This is a genomic window from Pseudaquidulcibacter saccharophilus (assembly GCF_019455445.1).
GTDB classification, from domain to species: Bacteria; Pseudomonadota; Alphaproteobacteria; order Caulobacterales; family Aquidulcibacteraceae; genus Pseudaquidulcibacter; species Pseudaquidulcibacter saccharophilus.
In genome coordinates, this window is sequence record NZ_JAHWUS010000003.1 from 355,593 (window position 1) to 371,278 (window position 15,686).

General features: G+C 41.4%; 15 protein-coding genes. 10 read left to right on the forward strand and 5 right to left on the reverse strand.

Annotated elements, in window-relative coordinates; genetic code table 11:
- The first annotated feature begins 73 nt into the window (after positions 1-73).
- The 7 genes from hypF to hypE are packed head-to-tail and all read left to right on the forward strand — an operon-like array spanning position 74 to position 6,928.
- The gene (gene hypF, locus KXV15_RS10215; protein WP_240008085.1) at positions 74-2,350 is read left to right on the forward strand and encodes a carbamoyltransferase HypF; all 2,277 of its coding nucleotides are present in this window, start codon (positions 74-76) and stop codon (positions 2,348-2,350) included.
- Positions 2,343-3,218 (forward strand): hypothetical protein, encoded by an 876-nt coding sequence (locus tag KXV15_RS10220; RefSeq protein WP_240008086.1) that lies wholly within the window; start codon positions 2,343-2,345, stop codon positions 3,216-3,218. Before hypF ends, KXV15_RS10220 begins: the two co-directional genes overlap by 8 nt.
- Positions 3,219-3,232: 14 nt before the next feature.
- Positions 3,233-3,565, forward strand: coding sequence for a hydrogenase maturation nickel metallochaperone HypA/HybF (locus KXV15_RS10225; protein ID WP_240008321.1), 333 nt, complete (start codon positions 3,233-3,235; stop codon positions 3,563-3,565).
- Positions 3,565-4,458, forward strand: coding sequence for a hydrogenase nickel incorporation protein HypB (gene hypB, locus KXV15_RS10230; protein WP_240008087.1), 894 nt, complete (start codon positions 3,565-3,567; stop codon positions 4,456-4,458). The genes KXV15_RS10225 and hypB overlap by 1 nt, the downstream gene beginning before the upstream one ends.
- 7 nt (positions 4,459-4,465) lie before the next feature.
- Complete coding sequence (locus KXV15_RS10235; protein ID WP_240008088.1) at positions 4,466-4,741, forward strand: HypC/HybG/HupF family hydrogenase formation chaperone; 276 nt, start codon at positions 4,466-4,468, stop codon at positions 4,739-4,741.
- Between the two features lies 1 nt (position 4,742).
- Positions 4,743-5,882, forward strand: coding sequence for a hydrogenase formation protein HypD (gene hypD, locus KXV15_RS10240; RefSeq protein ID WP_240008089.1), 1,140 nt, complete (start codon positions 4,743-4,745; stop codon positions 5,880-5,882).
- Positions 5,883-5,884: 2 nt separating this feature from the next.
- The gene (gene hypE, locus KXV15_RS10245; RefSeq protein ID WP_240008090.1) at positions 5,885-6,928 is read left to right on the forward strand and encodes a hydrogenase expression/formation protein HypE; all 1,044 of its coding nucleotides are present in this window, start codon (positions 5,885-5,887) and stop codon (positions 6,926-6,928) included.
- 16 nt (positions 6,929-6,944) lie between these two features.
- Here the strand turns inward: hypE and KXV15_RS10250 are convergent, their stop codons facing one another.
- The 3 genes from KXV15_RS10250 to clpB form a co-directional block, all read right to left on the reverse strand.
- Positions 6,945-7,613, reverse strand: coding sequence for a carboxypeptidase-like regulatory domain-containing protein (locus tag KXV15_RS10250; RefSeq protein WP_240008091.1), 669 nt, complete (start codon positions 7,611-7,613; stop codon positions 6,945-6,947).
- 129 nt (positions 7,614-7,742) lie between these two features.
- Positions 7,743-8,447, reverse strand: a complete 705-nt coding sequence (locus tag KXV15_RS10255; protein WP_240008092.1) for a hypothetical protein — start codon at positions 8,445-8,447, stop codon at positions 7,743-7,745.
- A 135-nt stretch (positions 8,448-8,582) separates the two neighbouring features.
- On the reverse strand, positions 8,583-11,168 hold the full coding sequence (gene clpB / locus KXV15_RS10260; RefSeq protein ID WP_240008093.1) for an ATP-dependent chaperone ClpB: 2,586 nt from the start codon (positions 11,166-11,168) through the stop codon (positions 8,583-8,585).
- Between the two features lie 207 nt (positions 11,169-11,375).
- Here clpB and KXV15_RS10265 point away from each other — a divergent pair, with 207 nt between their 5' ends.
- Entirely contained in the window at positions 11,376-12,056 is a 681-nt protein-coding gene (locus tag KXV15_RS10265; protein WP_240008094.1) for a methyltransferase family protein, read from the forward strand.
- Between the two features lie 49 nt (positions 12,057-12,105).
- Here KXV15_RS10265 and KXV15_RS10270 read toward each other — a convergent pair whose 3' ends face one another.
- A complete protein-coding gene (locus KXV15_RS10270) occupies positions 12,106-13,467 on the reverse strand; it encodes a peptide MFS transporter (protein WP_240008095.1) in 1,362 nt (453 codons plus the stop codon).
- A 161-nt stretch (positions 13,468-13,628) separates the two neighbouring features.
- On the opposite strand from KXV15_RS10270, the gene KXV15_RS10275 reads away from it, so the two are divergent.
- Complete coding sequence (locus KXV15_RS10275; protein ID WP_240008096.1) at positions 13,629-14,015, forward strand: hypothetical protein; 387 nt, start codon at positions 13,629-13,631, stop codon at positions 14,013-14,015.
- A 164-nt stretch (positions 14,016-14,179) separates the two neighbouring features.
- A complete protein-coding gene (locus tag KXV15_RS10280) occupies positions 14,180-14,746 on the forward strand; it encodes a DUF2087 domain-containing protein (protein WP_240008097.1) in 567 nt (188 codons plus the stop codon).
- Positions 14,747-14,842: 96 nt separating this feature from the next.
- Here the strand turns inward: KXV15_RS10280 and KXV15_RS10285 are convergent, their stop codons facing one another.
- Positions 14,843-15,637 carry an SDR family NAD(P)-dependent oxidoreductase gene (locus KXV15_RS10285; RefSeq protein WP_240008098.1) on the reverse strand — a complete coding sequence of 265 codons (795 nt, stop codon included), beginning with the start codon at positions 15,635-15,637 and terminating at the stop codon, positions 14,843-14,845.
- Positions 15,638-15,686 lie beyond the last annotated feature (49 nt).

Genomic DNA, 15,686 nt, shown 5'->3' on the forward strand with positions numbered 1-15,686 from the left:
AGTGCTAAAGCAGGATGCGCTTTCATGGTGCATCCTGTTTGTTTTTGTGCTTTGCTTGGGCAAAGAGGTTACATTGACCAAAGGATTGCAAATCAAAATTAATGGCATAGTGCAGGGTGTTGGTTTCCGCCCCTTTATATATAAACTTGCCAATGATTTTGATATTACCGGAAGCGTTATTAACAATGCGGATGGCGTGTTGATCAAAGCATTTGGTGAAAGAGTATACGATTTCAAAGATGCTATAATTCCCAATGCCCCCAAATTGGCAAAAATCATCAATCTAATCAGTGATGAAATATATGAACAAGCCCCAATTGTATTCAAAATTGATTTTTCTAGACAGGGTTTGGCAAATACTTTTATTTCACCCGATGCCGCAATTTGTCCTGATTGTATTGACGAAATAATGCACCAAGATGAGCGACGTTTTGGTTATGCCTTTACTAATTGCACTAATTGCGGACCGCGTTTTTCAATTATTGATACAATCCCATATGACCGAAAAAATACGCGTATGCGTGATTTCATTATATGCGAAGATTGCCAAAGCGAATATGAAAACCCAATCGACCGTCGTTTTCATGCCCAACCCATTGCCTGCCCCAAATGTGGGCCGCACCTTTGGTTTGAAGATTTGGACGGTAACAAAGAAACAGATAATGCAATTTCCGTTGCAGTTAATAAATTACGCTCTGGCCAGGTAATTGCAATAAAAGGTCTATCTGGCTTTCACTTGGCTTGTGATGCCACCAATAAATTAGCGGTGGAATTATTACGACAGAGAAAAAGACGGCCCCACAAGCCATTTGCATTGATGATGCGCGATGTCGGGGCGATTAGTGAATATGTTCCATTGTCTAATCCTGAAGAATTGGCGCTTGGCTCACCTGCGGCACCAATTGTTTTAATAAAGGGCAGTGATAGCCGTATTGCAGGTGCTGTTGCGCCAAAACTTAATCAATTGGGTTTTATGGTGGCGGCAACTCCACTTCATTATATTTTATGTGATGCCTTTAAGAAGCCACTTGTAATGACGTCTGGCAATCTATCTGGTGAACCACAAGTTATTGAAAATGATGAAGCCAAAGAAAAATTAGGGGCCTTTGTTGATGGCTTCCTTTTTCATAATCGTGAAATTGCGAGAAGGTTGGATGATAGCGTGGTATTTGTCCATGATGATGAAATTATAAAGGTTCGTCATGCACGTGGCTTTGCCCCGTCACCAATAGTATTGCCGAAGGGTTTTGAAAACACCCCGCCAATTCTTGCAATGGGTGCAGAGATGAAATCGGCTATTTGTCTTACAAGAGGGCACGAGGCAATTATATCCCACCATATTGGCGAATTAGGGAGTGTCCTTGCGAATTCAGAACTTGAAAAAGCAGTTGAAGATTATTGCCATATTTACGACCACGATCCAAAACAAATTGTTATTGATAAACATCCCGAATATTTCTCAAGCAAGTTAGGCGATGAACTGGCGCAAAAGAATGATCTAAATCTTATAGAGGTACAGCATCACCAAGCTCATTTTGCCGCCGTATTGGGGGAGAATTTGTTTGCCAATGACGGTGAAAATGCAATTGGCATAATGCTCGACGGAACGGGGCTGGGTGATGATGGCAATCTTTGGGGTGGGGAAATATTTATTGGCAATTACCGCGAGTTTAAGCGGGTTGCAAATCTCGCACCTTTTAGACTTGCTGGTGGATCGCAGGCAATTTTGCACCCATTCAGAACTTTGCTCGGTGCATTATATGCGGCGTTTGGAATTGAGATAGCACAAAATATCGCAAATGAATTTGGTTTGGGTGAAAAATCACTGCCAATCTTTAAACTATTGCAAAACGGGTTAAACTCGCCAATCACAACTTCTGCCGGCCGCTTGTTTGATGCGGTTGCGGCCGTCTTAGGCATTTGTAGTGACGGTATAAGTTATGAGGCACAGGCCGCAATTGAACTTGAGGCAATCACAAACACCAATGTCACTGAATTCTATAATTTGCCGTTTGAAAATGGCGTTATTGATACAAAAATAATGTGGGAAGAAATTCTATTTGATAGAAAATCAGGGCTTGAAAACTCAATCATTTCAGCCAAATTTCATAACGGTTTGGCAAAAAGTTTTGCAAATGTGGCAAGCCATTTAGCTAGCGAAAACCAAATAAAAACGGTGGCATTATCGGGTGGTGTGATGCAAAACCGATACATGCTTATGACTTTGCAAAAAGAGTTGCAAAATAATAACTTAACAGTTCTTATTAATAAAGATATTCCGGCAAATGATGGTGGTATTGCCTTTGGTCAGGCATTAATTGCTGCTGCAAAAGGGGCGGACAATGTATAGTGTTCTCAATATAGCTATCAAAGACAAAATTGCTTCTTTTGAAATTACAAACCCCCTAAAGCAAAGTCGTATTTTGATTGGTAAAACTCCTGATGCGGTTTTGAAATCAATTCCGATTATTTTCAACCTTTGCCCAATGGCACATAAAATGGCGGCATCCCTTGCATTGGGATTGCCCGTTGATGAGATTGTAAAAAAAGGTGTGATAGGCGAAATCATACGTGAACATTCAATGATAATTTTCAATGATATTTCAAAAATTCTTGGTCTTGGATTACTGCGCGAGGCATTGATTGGAATAAATAACCTTAACAATGCTCGTCTTGAAAAACTTGAAAATGATTTATTTGGAACGCGTGCCGAAGACTTTATAAATAATCTTTCAAATAGTGGCATATATGGCGAGATTTTACCAAGGCTTGATGAGTTTATTGGTGATTTTGGTGCAATAAAATTTGAGAGTGACCCAACTTATTATGCGCGTGCAAAAGCGTTTGGCGATAATCCGTTTTTTACCAAAGTGCCAACTTTATCGCAACGAATCCTCTCAAGATTTTGGGAGGTTGCAAACCTGATAATATCTTTAAAAACCAACAGTGATATTGAAATTTCTGGGGTAAAAAATAACAGTGCATCGGTTTGGGCGGCACGCGGTCTTTTGACACATTCATATACTCAAAATGCCGGAATTATAAGTGATTGTACAATCACAACGCCAACCAATCAGATACTTGAAAGTGGTGGAATGTTGCTTAAGATGCTAAATGCCGCATTGAATAGTGAACGCTATCATATTAGAGAATTAGTATTAATGAATATATGCACCATTGACCCATGCATAGAAACAAAAATAACGGGTCTGGAGTAAATGTTTTGCACGAGATGGCAATCTGTGAAGGAATTTTACAAAGCCTTGAAAATATTCGGGCCAAGGAAAATTTTGACAAGGTAAAGATTGTCCGTCTTGAAATTGGTTGCTTTTCAGGTGTTGAAACTGACGCCGTGCATTTTAGTTTTGATGCCGTAACGCGCGGTACATTTGCCGAAAATGCCACACTTGAAATAATCCACCAAAATGGCAAAGCATATTGTATGGATTGCGCCAATGTTTTTGAGACCACTAATCGACTTGAGCCATGCCCAAGATGTAACGGTATCAATACAATGACTTATGGCGGTGACGCCCTTAAAATTAAAGATTTAGAGGTTGTGTAATGTGTAATACTTGTGGCTGTGCATCTGGAAATTTAAAAATTGAAGGTGACGAACATCATCACCATCATCATGACCATGACCATGACCATGAGCATGAGCATGATCACCACCATGAACATAATCACGATATAGATTATAACAAACTACCTGCGCGCAATCATAATCCTGGAATGTCACAGGCGCGCATGATCGAAATCGAAGAAAATATTCTTGCCAAAAATGATGCATATGCTGCCCAAAACCGTGAATTATTCAAAGCTAAAGGCATTCTGGCATTAAATCTTGTTTCAAGCCCAGGTTCAGGCAAAACTAGCCTTTTGGTGGAAACCATAAAAGCCTTGCAGGAAAAATTCCAAGTAAGCGTAATCGAGGGGGATCAACAAACCACTAATGATGCCGATAGAATACGCGAAACCGGTGTTAAGGCAATTCAGGTTAATACAGGAAAAGGTTGCCACCTTGATGGACATATGGTTGGCCACGCTGTTGAACATTTAACCCCCGAAGATGGCAGTATTTTATTCATTGAAAATGTTGGTAACCTTGTTTGTCCTGCGGCATTTGATTTGGGCGAGGCGGCAAAAATTGCGGTGCTTTCTGTAACCGAAGGCGAAGATAAACCGTTGAAATACCCAGATATGTTTGCGGCATCAAAAATCATGATTTTAAACAAAATAGATTTACTGCCGCACCTCGATTTTGATGTTGATGCCTGCATAAATAATGCAAAGCGAATAAATCCTGAAATAAAGGTTATACAAGTGTCGGCAAAAACACGTGAAGGATTTGATGAATGGCTAGGTCTTTTGGAAAGTCTGCGTGGGCAAATAATCACTGAAATTCTTGCCGAACAAGAAGAAAAACTAAATAAATTTAAAAATCTTTTGAAATAGGTGCGCCATGTGTCTGGGACTTCCGGGGCAAATTATCGCCATTCAGGATAAACAATCCATGCTTGGAAAAGTTAGTTTTTCGGGCGTAAGCCGCGAAGTCGATTTAAGCTGTGTGGCGACTGAAAACCTCAATGATTTGGTTGGTAAATGGGTTTTGGTCCATGTTGGCTTTGCCATGAGTGTGATTGACGAAGAAGAGGCAAAGGCAACATTAGAAGCCCTTGAAGGTCTTGCTGAAGCACAAGAAGAATTCGCTGCAATCAAAGAAAGTGCAGGTGAATAAGATGCGCTATATGGATGAATTTCGCGATCCCACAATTGCCAAGGCACTATTAAAGCAAATCTCAAGCCTGTGCGATGAGATTGCTAAAACCCGTGATGAACCGATTTATATTATGGAAATTTGTGGTGGGCATACACACTCAATTTTTCGTTTTGGTCTTGATAAATTAGTTCCAAAAAATCTCGAGTTTATTCACGGGCCGGGGTGTCCGGTCTGCGTTTTGCCCATGAGTAGGGTCGATGATTGTGTTGAGATTGCCGAAAATAAAAACGTAATTTTCACTACCTTTGGCGACGCCATGCGAGTTCCTGGAACCAAGAAATCATTACTTCAAGCAAAGGCAGAGGGGTGTGATATTCGCATTGTTTATTCACCACTTGATGCGCTGAAAATTGCCCGTGAAAACCCCGATAAGGATGTGGTGTTCTTTGGGCTGGGCTTTGAAACCACAATGCCAGCAACCGCATTAACGATTATTCGTGCCAAGAATGAAAGCATCAAAAATTTTTCGATGTTTTGTAACCATGTCCTTGTTCCGCCACCACTTCGTGCATTGTTGATGGACGAAAAGATGCAACTTGATGGTTTTGTTGGCCCCGGTCATGTATCGATGATTATTGGTAAAAAGCCATATCAATTCATTGCCGCTGAATTTCACAAACCAGTTGTAATTGCTGGCTTTGAGCCATTAGATTTATTAAGCTCTGTGGTGATGGTCTTGCAGCAAATAATTGATGGTCGCCACGAGATTGAAAATCAATATGGTCGCGTTGTTCCCGAAGATGGCAACAAGGCTGCCCTTGATGCCATTACAAGCGTTTATGAACCAAGACCAAGGTTTGATTGGCGTGGACTTGGAGAAATTGAATACTCAGGCGTAAAAATTCGTGATGAATTTGTGGAATTTGATGCCGAAGTAAAGTTCAAGGTTGGCTATGGCGCAGGCAAGGGAGCGGGTCGTGAACCCGATGATTTGCTTTGTGGAGAAGTTATAAAAGGGTTTTTAAAACCCGTTCATTGCCCAAAATTTGGTGTTGAATGTAAACCCGAAACTCCGCTTGGGGCGTTGATGGTTTCATCAGAAGGGGCGTGTGCCGCTTATTACCAATATGGTGGAAGACGCGAACAGGAAGTGGTATAAAAATGGAAACCCCAAAGTTTAATAAAACTAATGCCAAAATCGTGACACTTGCCCATGGCGGCGGCGGCAAGGCAATGCGCGATTTAATTCAAGACGTTTTTATTCGCGACTTTTTCACTGAAGATACCGGCGAAATGGAGGATCAGGCGCGCCTTGAAATTCCATCTGAATTATCGGGTTCCCGACTTGCGTTTACTTCTGATGGTTTTGTGGTCGATCCATTGTTTTTTAATGGCGGCGATATTGGCAAACTTGCGGTTTATGGCACGGTGAATGATTTGGCGGTTGGTGGTGCTATTCCCAAATGGCTATCTGCAAGTTTTATTATTGAAGAGGGGTTAGAAGTTGAAACCCTGCGCAAAATTGCGACCTCTATGCGCGATGCCGCTATAAAGGCTGGGGTCAAGATTGTTACCGGCGACACAAAGGTTGTGGCGCGCGGTGCCGCCGATAAAGTTTTTATAACCACCTCTGGCGTTGGCTTGATACCAAATGGGGTCAATCTTGCGGCGTCAACAGTGCAAGAAGGCGATGTGGCAATTGTAAATGGCTTCTTGGGGCATCATGGGGCAGCAATTTTACAGGCGCGTGGCGATCTAATGCTTGAAGGTGAAATTAAATCTGATTGTGCGCCATTGGGCGAATTGATGGCGGTGGCAATGGGGGCGGGTGTGGTTCATTGCGCACGTGACCTTACTCGTGGCGGTCTTGCATCCGCATTGAATGAGATTGCTGATGCTTGCGGTCATGTAATCGAACTTGAAGAGGAAAAAATGCCACTAAAGCCAGAAATTCGTGGTTTTTGTGAAATTTTGGGTTTTGATCCTCTTTATCTTGCTAATGAAGGTTCTTTGGTTTTATTTGTTCCAGCTGTGGATGCTGAAAACGTGCTTAAAGCCATGCGGGAACACGAATTTGGTAAAGATGCCTGTATAATCGGTAGAGTAAAAACAGGCAACCGCCCACAAGTCGAAATGAAAACAACATTCGGCGGTACACGAATTGTCGACATGTTGGTTGGTGAACAATTGCCAAGGATTTGCTGATTAGAAGCCGATTAAGTTATTTACCTAAACTAATGGGTTTTGCCCATTTTAAAGGGTGGGTATTAAGACGCGCGTCAATTTGCTTGACTTTTTCGCCCGGTTTTACCTCAATTTCCATTTCACAGATGACAGGCTTTGACCAGCTACGGGTTTGGGTTTCATAACTTACGCCCATGCCGCCGCCGATATATTTTGTATAGCCGGTTTCAACGTCAACATTATCTTCACCTTGCAGATCTGATTCAGCGTGTAAAAAATATCGCCCAGGCTTCATATTGGGAAAACTAAAACGGCCATATTCATCGGTTACTACATAAATAGAATTATCAAAAAGACGTTGATCGGCGCGGATTTCACGCAATTGTTGATTGTTATCACCACGGTTTTTTTTGTATAAATTTACATATTCTACAAGATATGGCGTTATCGGATACAAATAAACCTTGCGTTTTTTTGCAAATTTTATTGGATTTTTCTTGGTGAATACAAGTGCATCATAGCCGTCAGCGCTCGCTTGCGAATATAAAACACCGTTAATCGAAGTATTACCATATTCCAAAGCTTTTTTGGTTGCCGCTTCATCAAAAGTTTGTTTAATTGTAATGAAATTTGATGCATCTTGTTGCGCGTGTTGGTTTGCAACATCATAAACTGTTTTGGGACCCGCATAGGCAGAAACAGCCATTAATATGCTGGTTAATATTATTGTCGATATCAATTTATTCATAATTTTCATTTCAGCCAGATGTGTTGTTACAATATTTTTGCTATTTGGGTTAGGGAATAATTGCCAAGAATTATTAAATTCCGCAACTTATTTAATAAGCCTATCGGGGTTAAGCATTAAGCGGGCATCAACTTCCACGATTTTGCCGTCCTCTTTGACTTCTACGACCTTTTCCAAAATGGCAAGCGCACTCCAATTTTGTTTTTGGTTTTCATATTGTGTTACGCCAACTTGCCCATAATATGGGTTGAAATCGCTGACAGCCCGTCCAGTAGCAACAGTTGTATAATAATAACCACTAACCATTTTTTCAGCTGATAATAAGTATTTGCCGGGTTTCATTTTCCCAAAGCTGAAACGACCATAATTATCTGTTACTGAATAATATGAATATATAAACATTCTATCATCAGCCATAACTTTGCGTTTTTGTGGGTCTCTAGAACGTGCCTGTTTCTTTGAAAGATTTATATAATCAACCAAATATGGCGTGTAAGGATAAAGAAAAACTTTATGACCGCTTACTGGTTCTGGCTTTATTGTCGATAACAAAGCGGCATCAGAGCCATCGTTTGTAATTTTGTAAAATAACACGCCATTAATTGTTGAATTACCAAGTGCAACAGCGTTTTTTGTATATTCTTCATCAAAATTTGTTTTCGGATATATATATTGAACAGTGTCTAATTGTTCTTGCATATTCATTTTTTTTAATACGCTTTGTGAATATGATGGTGTCGCAACCATTAATAATGAGAGTGACATAAAACCATATTTGACAATATTTTTCATAGTAAATCCGATGCTGAATACAACTTAAACTCTGTTTAAGCCTAATATTGGCAAATTTGTGACAAAAAATTAAGGTAATGCATAAATAAAGGGCGTCAATTTGACGCCCTTATAATTTAGTGACTACTACGAAATTTAATGAACGGTCGCGTTTCCGGCATTAAATACCAAATGACCTTCTTCGGCATGGGCAATAACCGCTTGCCCGTCAAGAACATCGCCTTTCAAAATCATTTTTGCGAGTGGGTCCTGAACCTCTTGCTGGATAACACGTTTTAGTGGGCGCGCACCATAAATAGGATCATACCCTTTGTTGGCAAGCCATTCTTTGGCATCTTCATCAAGTTCAAGTTTTATGTCGCGACTTGCCAATAATTTTTCAAGTCGTTTTAATTGGATTGGCACGATTTTATCCATTTCAGCACGTCCAAGGCGTTTGAAAAGAATAATCTCATCAATCCTGTTTATGAACTCTGGCCTAAAGTTTGCCTTAACCGCTTCCATCACGATTGGGCGCACCAATTCGATATCTTCGCCTTCTTTTTGTTCGGCAATATATTGTGAACCAAGGTTAGAAGTCATCACAAGGATAACGTTGCGGAAATCCACTGTTCTCCCCTGACCATCAGTCAAGCGACCATCATCTAGCACTTGTAAAAGCACGTTGAAGACATCAGGATGCGCTTTTTCAACTTCATCAAATAATACGACCTGATAAGGGCGCCGGCGAACCGCTTCGGTTAATGCACCACCTTCATCATAGCCAACATATCCTGGAGGCGCACCAATCATGCGTGAAACCGAATGTTTTTCCATATATTCTGACATATCAAGGCGGGTGATGGCGGTATCATCATCAAATAAAAATTCCGCCAATGCCTTGGTCAGTTCGGTTTTACCTACACCGGTCGGTCCAAGGAAAAGGAATGAGCCGATTGGTTTGTTAGGGTCTTGAAGGCCGGCACGAGAACGGCGCACGGCATCGGCCACTGCCACAAGTGCTTCTTCTTGACCAACAACGCGTTCACGCAATTTATCTTCCATGCTTAGAAGTTTTTCACGTTCACCCTCAAGCATTTTATCAACTGGAATACCGGTCCAACGGGAAACAACCTCGGCGATTTGTTCAGCATCAACTGATTTTGAAACTAGGCTATGCTTGCTATCACCCGCATTTTTCAATTGTTCTTCCAATTTTGGAATGCGTCCATATTGCAATTCACCAGCTTTGGCATAGTCACCGTTACGGGTTGCCTCTTGAAGTTCAAGGTGAAGTTTTTCAAGCTCTTCCTTCAATTTAGTTGAATCCGCTTGTGACGCTTTTTCGGCACGCCATTTTTCGGTTAGCTCGGTTGATTTTTTGTCAAGTTCTTCAATTTCATCCTCAAGCTTCTCAAGGCGATCTTGCGACGCGGCATCTTTTTCTTTTTCAAGTGCCGATGCCTCGATACGAAGTTGCATCAATTTGCGGTCGATTTCATCCAATTCTTCGGGTTTTGAATCCATCTGCATTTTTAGACGTGCAGAAGCCTCATCCATCAAATCAATTGCCTTATCTGGCAAGAAACGGTCGGCAATATAGCGATTGGAAAGCGTTGCCGCCGCAACAATTGCATTGTCGGAAATGGTTACACCGTGGTGCACCTCATATTTTTCTTTTAGTCCACGAAGGATTGAAATTGTATCTTCTATTGTTGGTTCTTCAACAAAAACCGGTTGGAAGCGGCGGGCAAGGGCAGGGTCTTTTTCGATATATTTGCGATATTCGTCTAATGTGGTCGCCCCAACGCAACGCAACTCACCCCGCGAAAGTGCAGGCTTTAAAAGGTTGGAGGCATCCATTGCCCCGTCGCCTTTACCGGCACCTACAAGGGTGTGCATTTCGTCAATGAAAAGCACAATGCCGCCATTGGTTGATTGGACTTCTGAAAGCACGGCTTTTAGGCGTTCTTCAAATTCACCGCGATATTTCGCACCCGCAATCAATGCACCCATATCAAGCGACAAAAGCTTTTTATCCATAAGGCTTTCAGGGACATCACCATTTATAATGCGCAATGCCAAGCCTTCGGCAATTGCGGTTTTACCCACACCGGGTTCACCGATTAAAACAGGGTTGTTTTTGGTACGACGGCTTAAAACCTGTATCGCACGACGAATTTCTTCATCACGACCTATAACGGGGTCAAGTTTGCCTGATTTTGCATCTTCGGTAAGGTCACGTGTATATTTTTTAAGTGCCTCATATTGGTCTTCCGCTCCCTCACTATTTGCAGTGCGACCTTTGCGCATCATGCCAATTGCCATGTTAAGGCTTTGGGTGGTTACACCCGCTGCCTTTAGGGCATCGGCAGCCTTGGTGCCAGAATTGGTTGAAATTGCAAGCAATAGCCATTCAGCAGGAACCACACTGTCACCAGCTTTTTTGGCGGCATCTTCGGCCTGTGCAATAATTTTTGCCGTATCATTCGGCATATAAATTTGTCCATTGCCACCTTGAACAACGGGAAGGGCGGCAACCGCCATATCAACGGCAAGTTTCGCTTCATCGGGGCGGCCACCTGCCGAACGGATTAGGCCGACAGCAAGTGATTTATCTTCATCAAGTAATGCCTTTAAAAGGTGTTCAGGCGTAAAATATTGGTTGCCGTTTTTAATGGCTTCCATTTGCCCTGCTTGGATTATTGCACGTGCGCGTTCGGTAAATTTATCAAGATTCATAATAGAACCCCCTTTTTGAATAGAATATCTATGGCGGGATTCTGTCTTGCTGTCCCACCAAAACAGTGGCTAGCATGACAACATTTCCTGCCTACACCTCATAGATAGGTGTGGTATATATGTTACACAAGGGGGTGGGTGTGTTAATGTTGAAGAATTATAAATTATGTTCTAAATTACCTGTAATTCCTATTCAGGAGGTATGATATGAAAAATAACCTTGCGCTCAAAACCTATATAAGTTCGGCGGTGTTAATGGTTGTCCTTGCACTTGTCACATTTATTAGTGCTGGTACAATTAAATTCACACGCGGGTGGGTTTTAATTATTGCGATTGGCGTCCCAAGCTTTTTAATTTCGTATTTTTCGCTTAAATCATCCCCTAATTTGAGCGAGCGCCGCCTAAAAGGTGGACCCACAGCAGAGAAACGTGGGGCGCAGAAAATTCTACAATTAATAAACGGTATTTCCTATCTTTTGGTTCTGATAATTGGCGGTCTTAATTGGCGGTTTGGTTGGCCACAAATCCCAAATATTTTCTTGATTATTGGAATTATAATTATTTTTTGTGGCTATTTCGGGGTTTACATGGTTTTCAGAGAAAATGAATATGCTTCGGCGACAATTGGGGTTGAAAGCAATCAAAAACTTATTGAAACGGGTCCATATTCATTGGTAAGGCATCCAATGTATACTGCAACATCTTTAATCCTAATTGGCATGCCGCTTGTAATTGGGGCATATTTTTCATTTTTGCCAGTATTAGTACTTTTGGTCGGTGTATATTTTCGCGCAATTGATGAGGAAAAAAACCTTAATGCCGAAATGCCTGGATACTCTGATTATTCTGAACGCGTCAAATATCGCTTTATAAAAGGGGTAATATAAAAGCCCCCTAATTGATATTAGAGGGCTTTTGAAATCATGGGTTCTTTTATTAAGCCGCCAGTCGTTTCCGCAGTGCGAATTTCACGATTAATAGGCATATTGTTGCAAAGGCGGCGCAGGCGACGTGTAATAACCAGAATTGAACAGTTGGCATTTTTTCAAATAATGCACCAATCTGGCCAACTGATTTATTGGCAACGAACAAAGTTAAATTGAACAAACCTGTCACAGTTGCCGCCAATTGAACCGGCGCAAGGCGAACAAATAATGCCAATGCAATTGGCAACACCATTGCAAAACCGATTGAGTTGATGATGTGGAACATAACCGGCCAGAATAGACCGATTTTTCCATCTGGCCCCTTGGTCAATTCAGCCATAACAAGGCACATGGCGCCAAAAGTTGCAATAAAAGTTCCAAGAATCATTTTGGTGATTTCATCAGGCTCTTTCCATTTTGTGCCATACCAACGGAAGAAGATTGCAACCCCCGCCATCAATGTCACAGAGAAGATGGAATCAAGCGTCACAAGCCAAGTGGTTGGCAATTTATTGCCCATAAAGACAAGATTAAAATCACGATCACCCCATAATAAATAGGCATTAAAAATTTCCATATTTGGTATAAGACCGATTGCAAGTATTGGGATTAGAATGACCAAAACACCAATCATTTTCCAATCTTCAAATGATAATGGATTAGGAGCTGCTTTGCCATTTTCCTTCTTTTGTTCAATTACATCTTTTGGGAAATGTTTGATGCCCAATACATAAATGACAACGGCAACCAGCATGCCGACACCCGCAGCACCAAAGCCCCAGTGCCATCCTACTTTTTCACCCAAAGTACCAACAATTAGAGGGGAGGTGATAACACCAGCCTGAATCGCAAGATAATAGATTTGGAAGGCATCGGCGCGGCGATTGTCACCCTCTTTATAAAGGCCACCAACTTGTGATGCCAAATTACCCTTGAAGAAGCCTGAACCTATTACAAGTGCCAATAATGCAAACAAGAAAGTATAATCAAACGCCATCATAAAGTGACCAGCTGCCATTAATAATGCGCCGGTTAGAACTGCTTTGGTGCGTCCCAAAAACTTATCGGCAATAAAGCCGCCGATAATTGGCGTTAAATATACCCATGCCGCATAATCACCAAAGATTTTTGATGATAAAGCCGTTGGGTCATTGGTGTTATAATGCGCCGTAAATTGGCCAAAAAATGCAATATTTTCAATGTGCCCAGGGTGAAGTAAATATTTCGCCATATAAAGCACCAATAGTGATTGCATGCCATAATATGAAAATCTTTCCCATGCTTCGGTAAATGCCAAGAAGCCAAGACCTTTGGGATGCCCCAAAAATGCTTTATCATTCTTGAGCTTAATTTCGCTTTCTTCACTTATCATTATTTAATAGCCCCGTTTTGCGCAAAATTTATGCTTTAACAACCATATTCATAAAACACTTTTTGGCTATGGCAATATTTGATTAGCACAAACGAATTATTAGCCCGAATTTACTTTAAAATTTTTGCCTATAAGATTATATGTAATAATAGGAGGCAAAGATGAGTGAATATGAATTAGTAAACTCTCTGGCACGCTTTTGGGGCGGAATGGGGGTTATCCTTTCGGCAATATTCCTTTTGCGTAAAGATAGCCTGAAAACATTGGTTGATGATTTTGAAAATGTTGGCGCATTATCGTTTTCAATTGGGCTTATGACCTTGTTTGTTGGTTTGGCATCGGTTTCGATTTATTCGCGTTTTAGCTTTGATTGGCGCGTTATTATAACACTCTTTGGATGGGTGAGCCTTGCAAAAGGTGTGTGGATTATAACAATGCCAAAGAGTGTAAAAAGCCTTATACAAAGTGGATTTTATAGTAATTATGCCAAGGCATCTTTGGTGATTTTGGGCGTCGTCGGTCTGTTTTTGCTTATCAAAAGTTTTTGATACTTGAAAAATTTTATCGCTTGAATTATATGGCACTCATGGTCAGCAGTTCACCAAGGCGTTGCCGTATAGGCTAAACCTGCTTTTTAATGTTCAATCTGGTTATGTGCCATATTGCAAGACGGCAACCACAATTGTTTCGGCACTTTAACGGAAATTGAACAATGACCAAGGAAGTATTCCCCTTTGGTGTGCCCGATATATCGGCACTTGCCAAACATATTAAAAAAGAAATTGACGACAACCAAACCCCATCCCATCTTGAGGTTTTGAATATTCTTGCCCGTGGTGCGGGATATAAAAACTTTCAACATTTTCGGGCTGCAAACGCACCAAATGATGCGCCAATTACGGTTGATAAACCCAATCAAGACGCGCTTAAGAAAATAACCAAATATTTTGATAATAATCTGGTGTTAATGCGCTTTCCCCCTAAAGAATCGCACCGTGAGTTATGTTTGTGGTTCTTTTGGTCACGGATTCCGCAAAATGCCAAATTTAATGAAATTGCCTTTAGCAAGTATTTAAACGGCCTTCATTCCTTTGGCGATGCGGCGTTAATAAGGCGTTATTTGATTGAATATGGCTTTGTTAGCAGATCCCGTGATGGTTCTGATTATCAACGTATTGAACTTGAAGTTCCGGCGGCGGTTCAGGCGATTGTGAATATGTCAAAAGACGACATTCCAGTAAAAAAGAAGCGCGATAATGCTGCTTATCCTATTGGCTGAAATACGCAAAACAAACGCCCCGAAAACTAGCCAGCCGATTGCAGTAAAGTCAAAAGGCAAGCCCGTTTCGGGGCGACAATCAAAACGGATATCCGGTTAAATCAAACTTTCAACTATGCCGCCTTCAACCCTTAATGCCGCGCCAGTGGTCGAGGACGATAGGGGGGAGGCGACATAGGTAACAAGATTTGCAACTTCTTGTGGATCAGCAAATCGCCCGGTTAAAGAGCTTGGGCGGTGTTTTGCCACAAATTCACGACCCAATTCATCAAGTGATTTTCCATCGCCACCCATTACATTCTGTAGGAATTCTGCAACACCTTCTGTCATGGTTGGGCCAGGCAGGATTGTGTTACAAGTAACACCGGAACCTTTGGCAACTTTGGCAATCCCACGTGCAAGCCCCTGCATCGCAGCTTTTGAAGTACCATAATGTACCATATCGTCAGGGATGTTTATCGCAGATTCCGAGGAAATAAAGATAATCCGCCCCCAATTCTTTTCCATCATTTTAGGGAGGTAAAAACGCGATAGGCGCGCACCCGAAACCACATTTACATTTAAAATATTCATCCAATCATCATCGGAAATTTCGGTAAAGGGAATTGTGCCATAAATCCCCAAATTATTGACCAAAATATCAATATCTGGAAATGCCGTGAATAATTCTTGTGCGCCTTTTGGCGATGCAAGATCAAATGGTGCTGTCTCAATATTTGCATTTGGGTTAGATGCCAAAATTTCTGCCTTTGCCTTATTGGCGGCATCATCTGTACGGCCGTTGATTATTACCTTTGCACCAGAGTTTGCCAATGATTTGGCAATTGCAAAGCCTATGCCTTTGGTAGAGCCGGTAACTAATGCGGTTTTTCCATTTAAATTTATTTCCATTTTAATCCCCTGATAGTTGTCAGATATTTGTAAAAATTTCGAGATTACT

Excerpts from the sequence above, each read along its gene's own strand:
- KXV15_RS10225 (WP_240008321.1), top strand. The coding sequence starts at position 3,233 with ATGGCAATCTGTGAAGGAATTTTACAAAGCCTTGAAAATATTCGGGCC.
- hypE (WP_240008090.1), top strand. The coding sequence starts at position 5,885 with ATGGAAACCCCAAAGTTTAATAAAACTAATGCCAAAATCGTGACACTT.
- KXV15_RS10270 (WP_240008095.1), bottom strand. The coding sequence starts at position 13,467 with ATGATAAGTGAAGAAAGCGAAATTAAGCTCAAGAATGATAAAGCATTT.
- KXV15_RS10235 (WP_240008088.1), top strand. The coding sequence starts at position 4,466 with ATGTGTCTGGGACTTCCGGGGCAAATTATCGCCATTCAGGATAAACAA.
- KXV15_RS10275 (WP_240008096.1), top strand. The coding sequence starts at position 13,629 with ATGAGTGAATATGAATTAGTAAACTCTCTGGCACGCTTTTGGGGCGGA.
- KXV15_RS10255 (WP_240008092.1), bottom strand. The coding sequence starts at position 8,447 with ATGAAAAATATTGTCAAATATGGTTTTATGTCACTCTCATTATTAATG.
- KXV15_RS10265 (WP_240008094.1), top strand. The coding sequence starts at position 11,376 with ATGAAAAATAACCTTGCGCTCAAAACCTATATAAGTTCGGCGGTGTTA.
- hypD (WP_240008089.1), top strand. The coding sequence starts at position 4,743 with ATGCGCTATATGGATGAATTTCGCGATCCCACAATTGCCAAGGCACTA.
- hypB (WP_240008087.1), top strand. The coding sequence starts at position 3,565 with ATGTGTAATACTTGTGGCTGTGCATCTGGAAATTTAAAAATTGAAGGT.
- KXV15_RS10280 (WP_240008097.1), top strand. The coding sequence starts at position 14,180 with ATGACCAAGGAAGTATTCCCCTTTGGTGTGCCCGATATATCGGCACTT.
- clpB (WP_240008093.1), bottom strand. The coding sequence starts at position 11,168 with ATGAATCTTGATAAATTTACCGAACGCGCACGTGCAATAATCCAAGCA.
- KXV15_RS10285 (WP_240008098.1), bottom strand. The coding sequence starts at position 15,637 with ATGGAAATAAATTTAAATGGAAAAACCGCATTAGTTACCGGCTCTACC.
- KXV15_RS10220 (WP_240008086.1), top strand. The coding sequence starts at position 2,343 with ATGTATAGTGTTCTCAATATAGCTATCAAAGACAAAATTGCTTCTTTT.
- KXV15_RS10250 (WP_240008091.1), bottom strand. The coding sequence starts at position 7,613 with ATGGCTGTTTCTGCCTATGCGGGTCCCAAAACAGTTTATGATGTTGCA.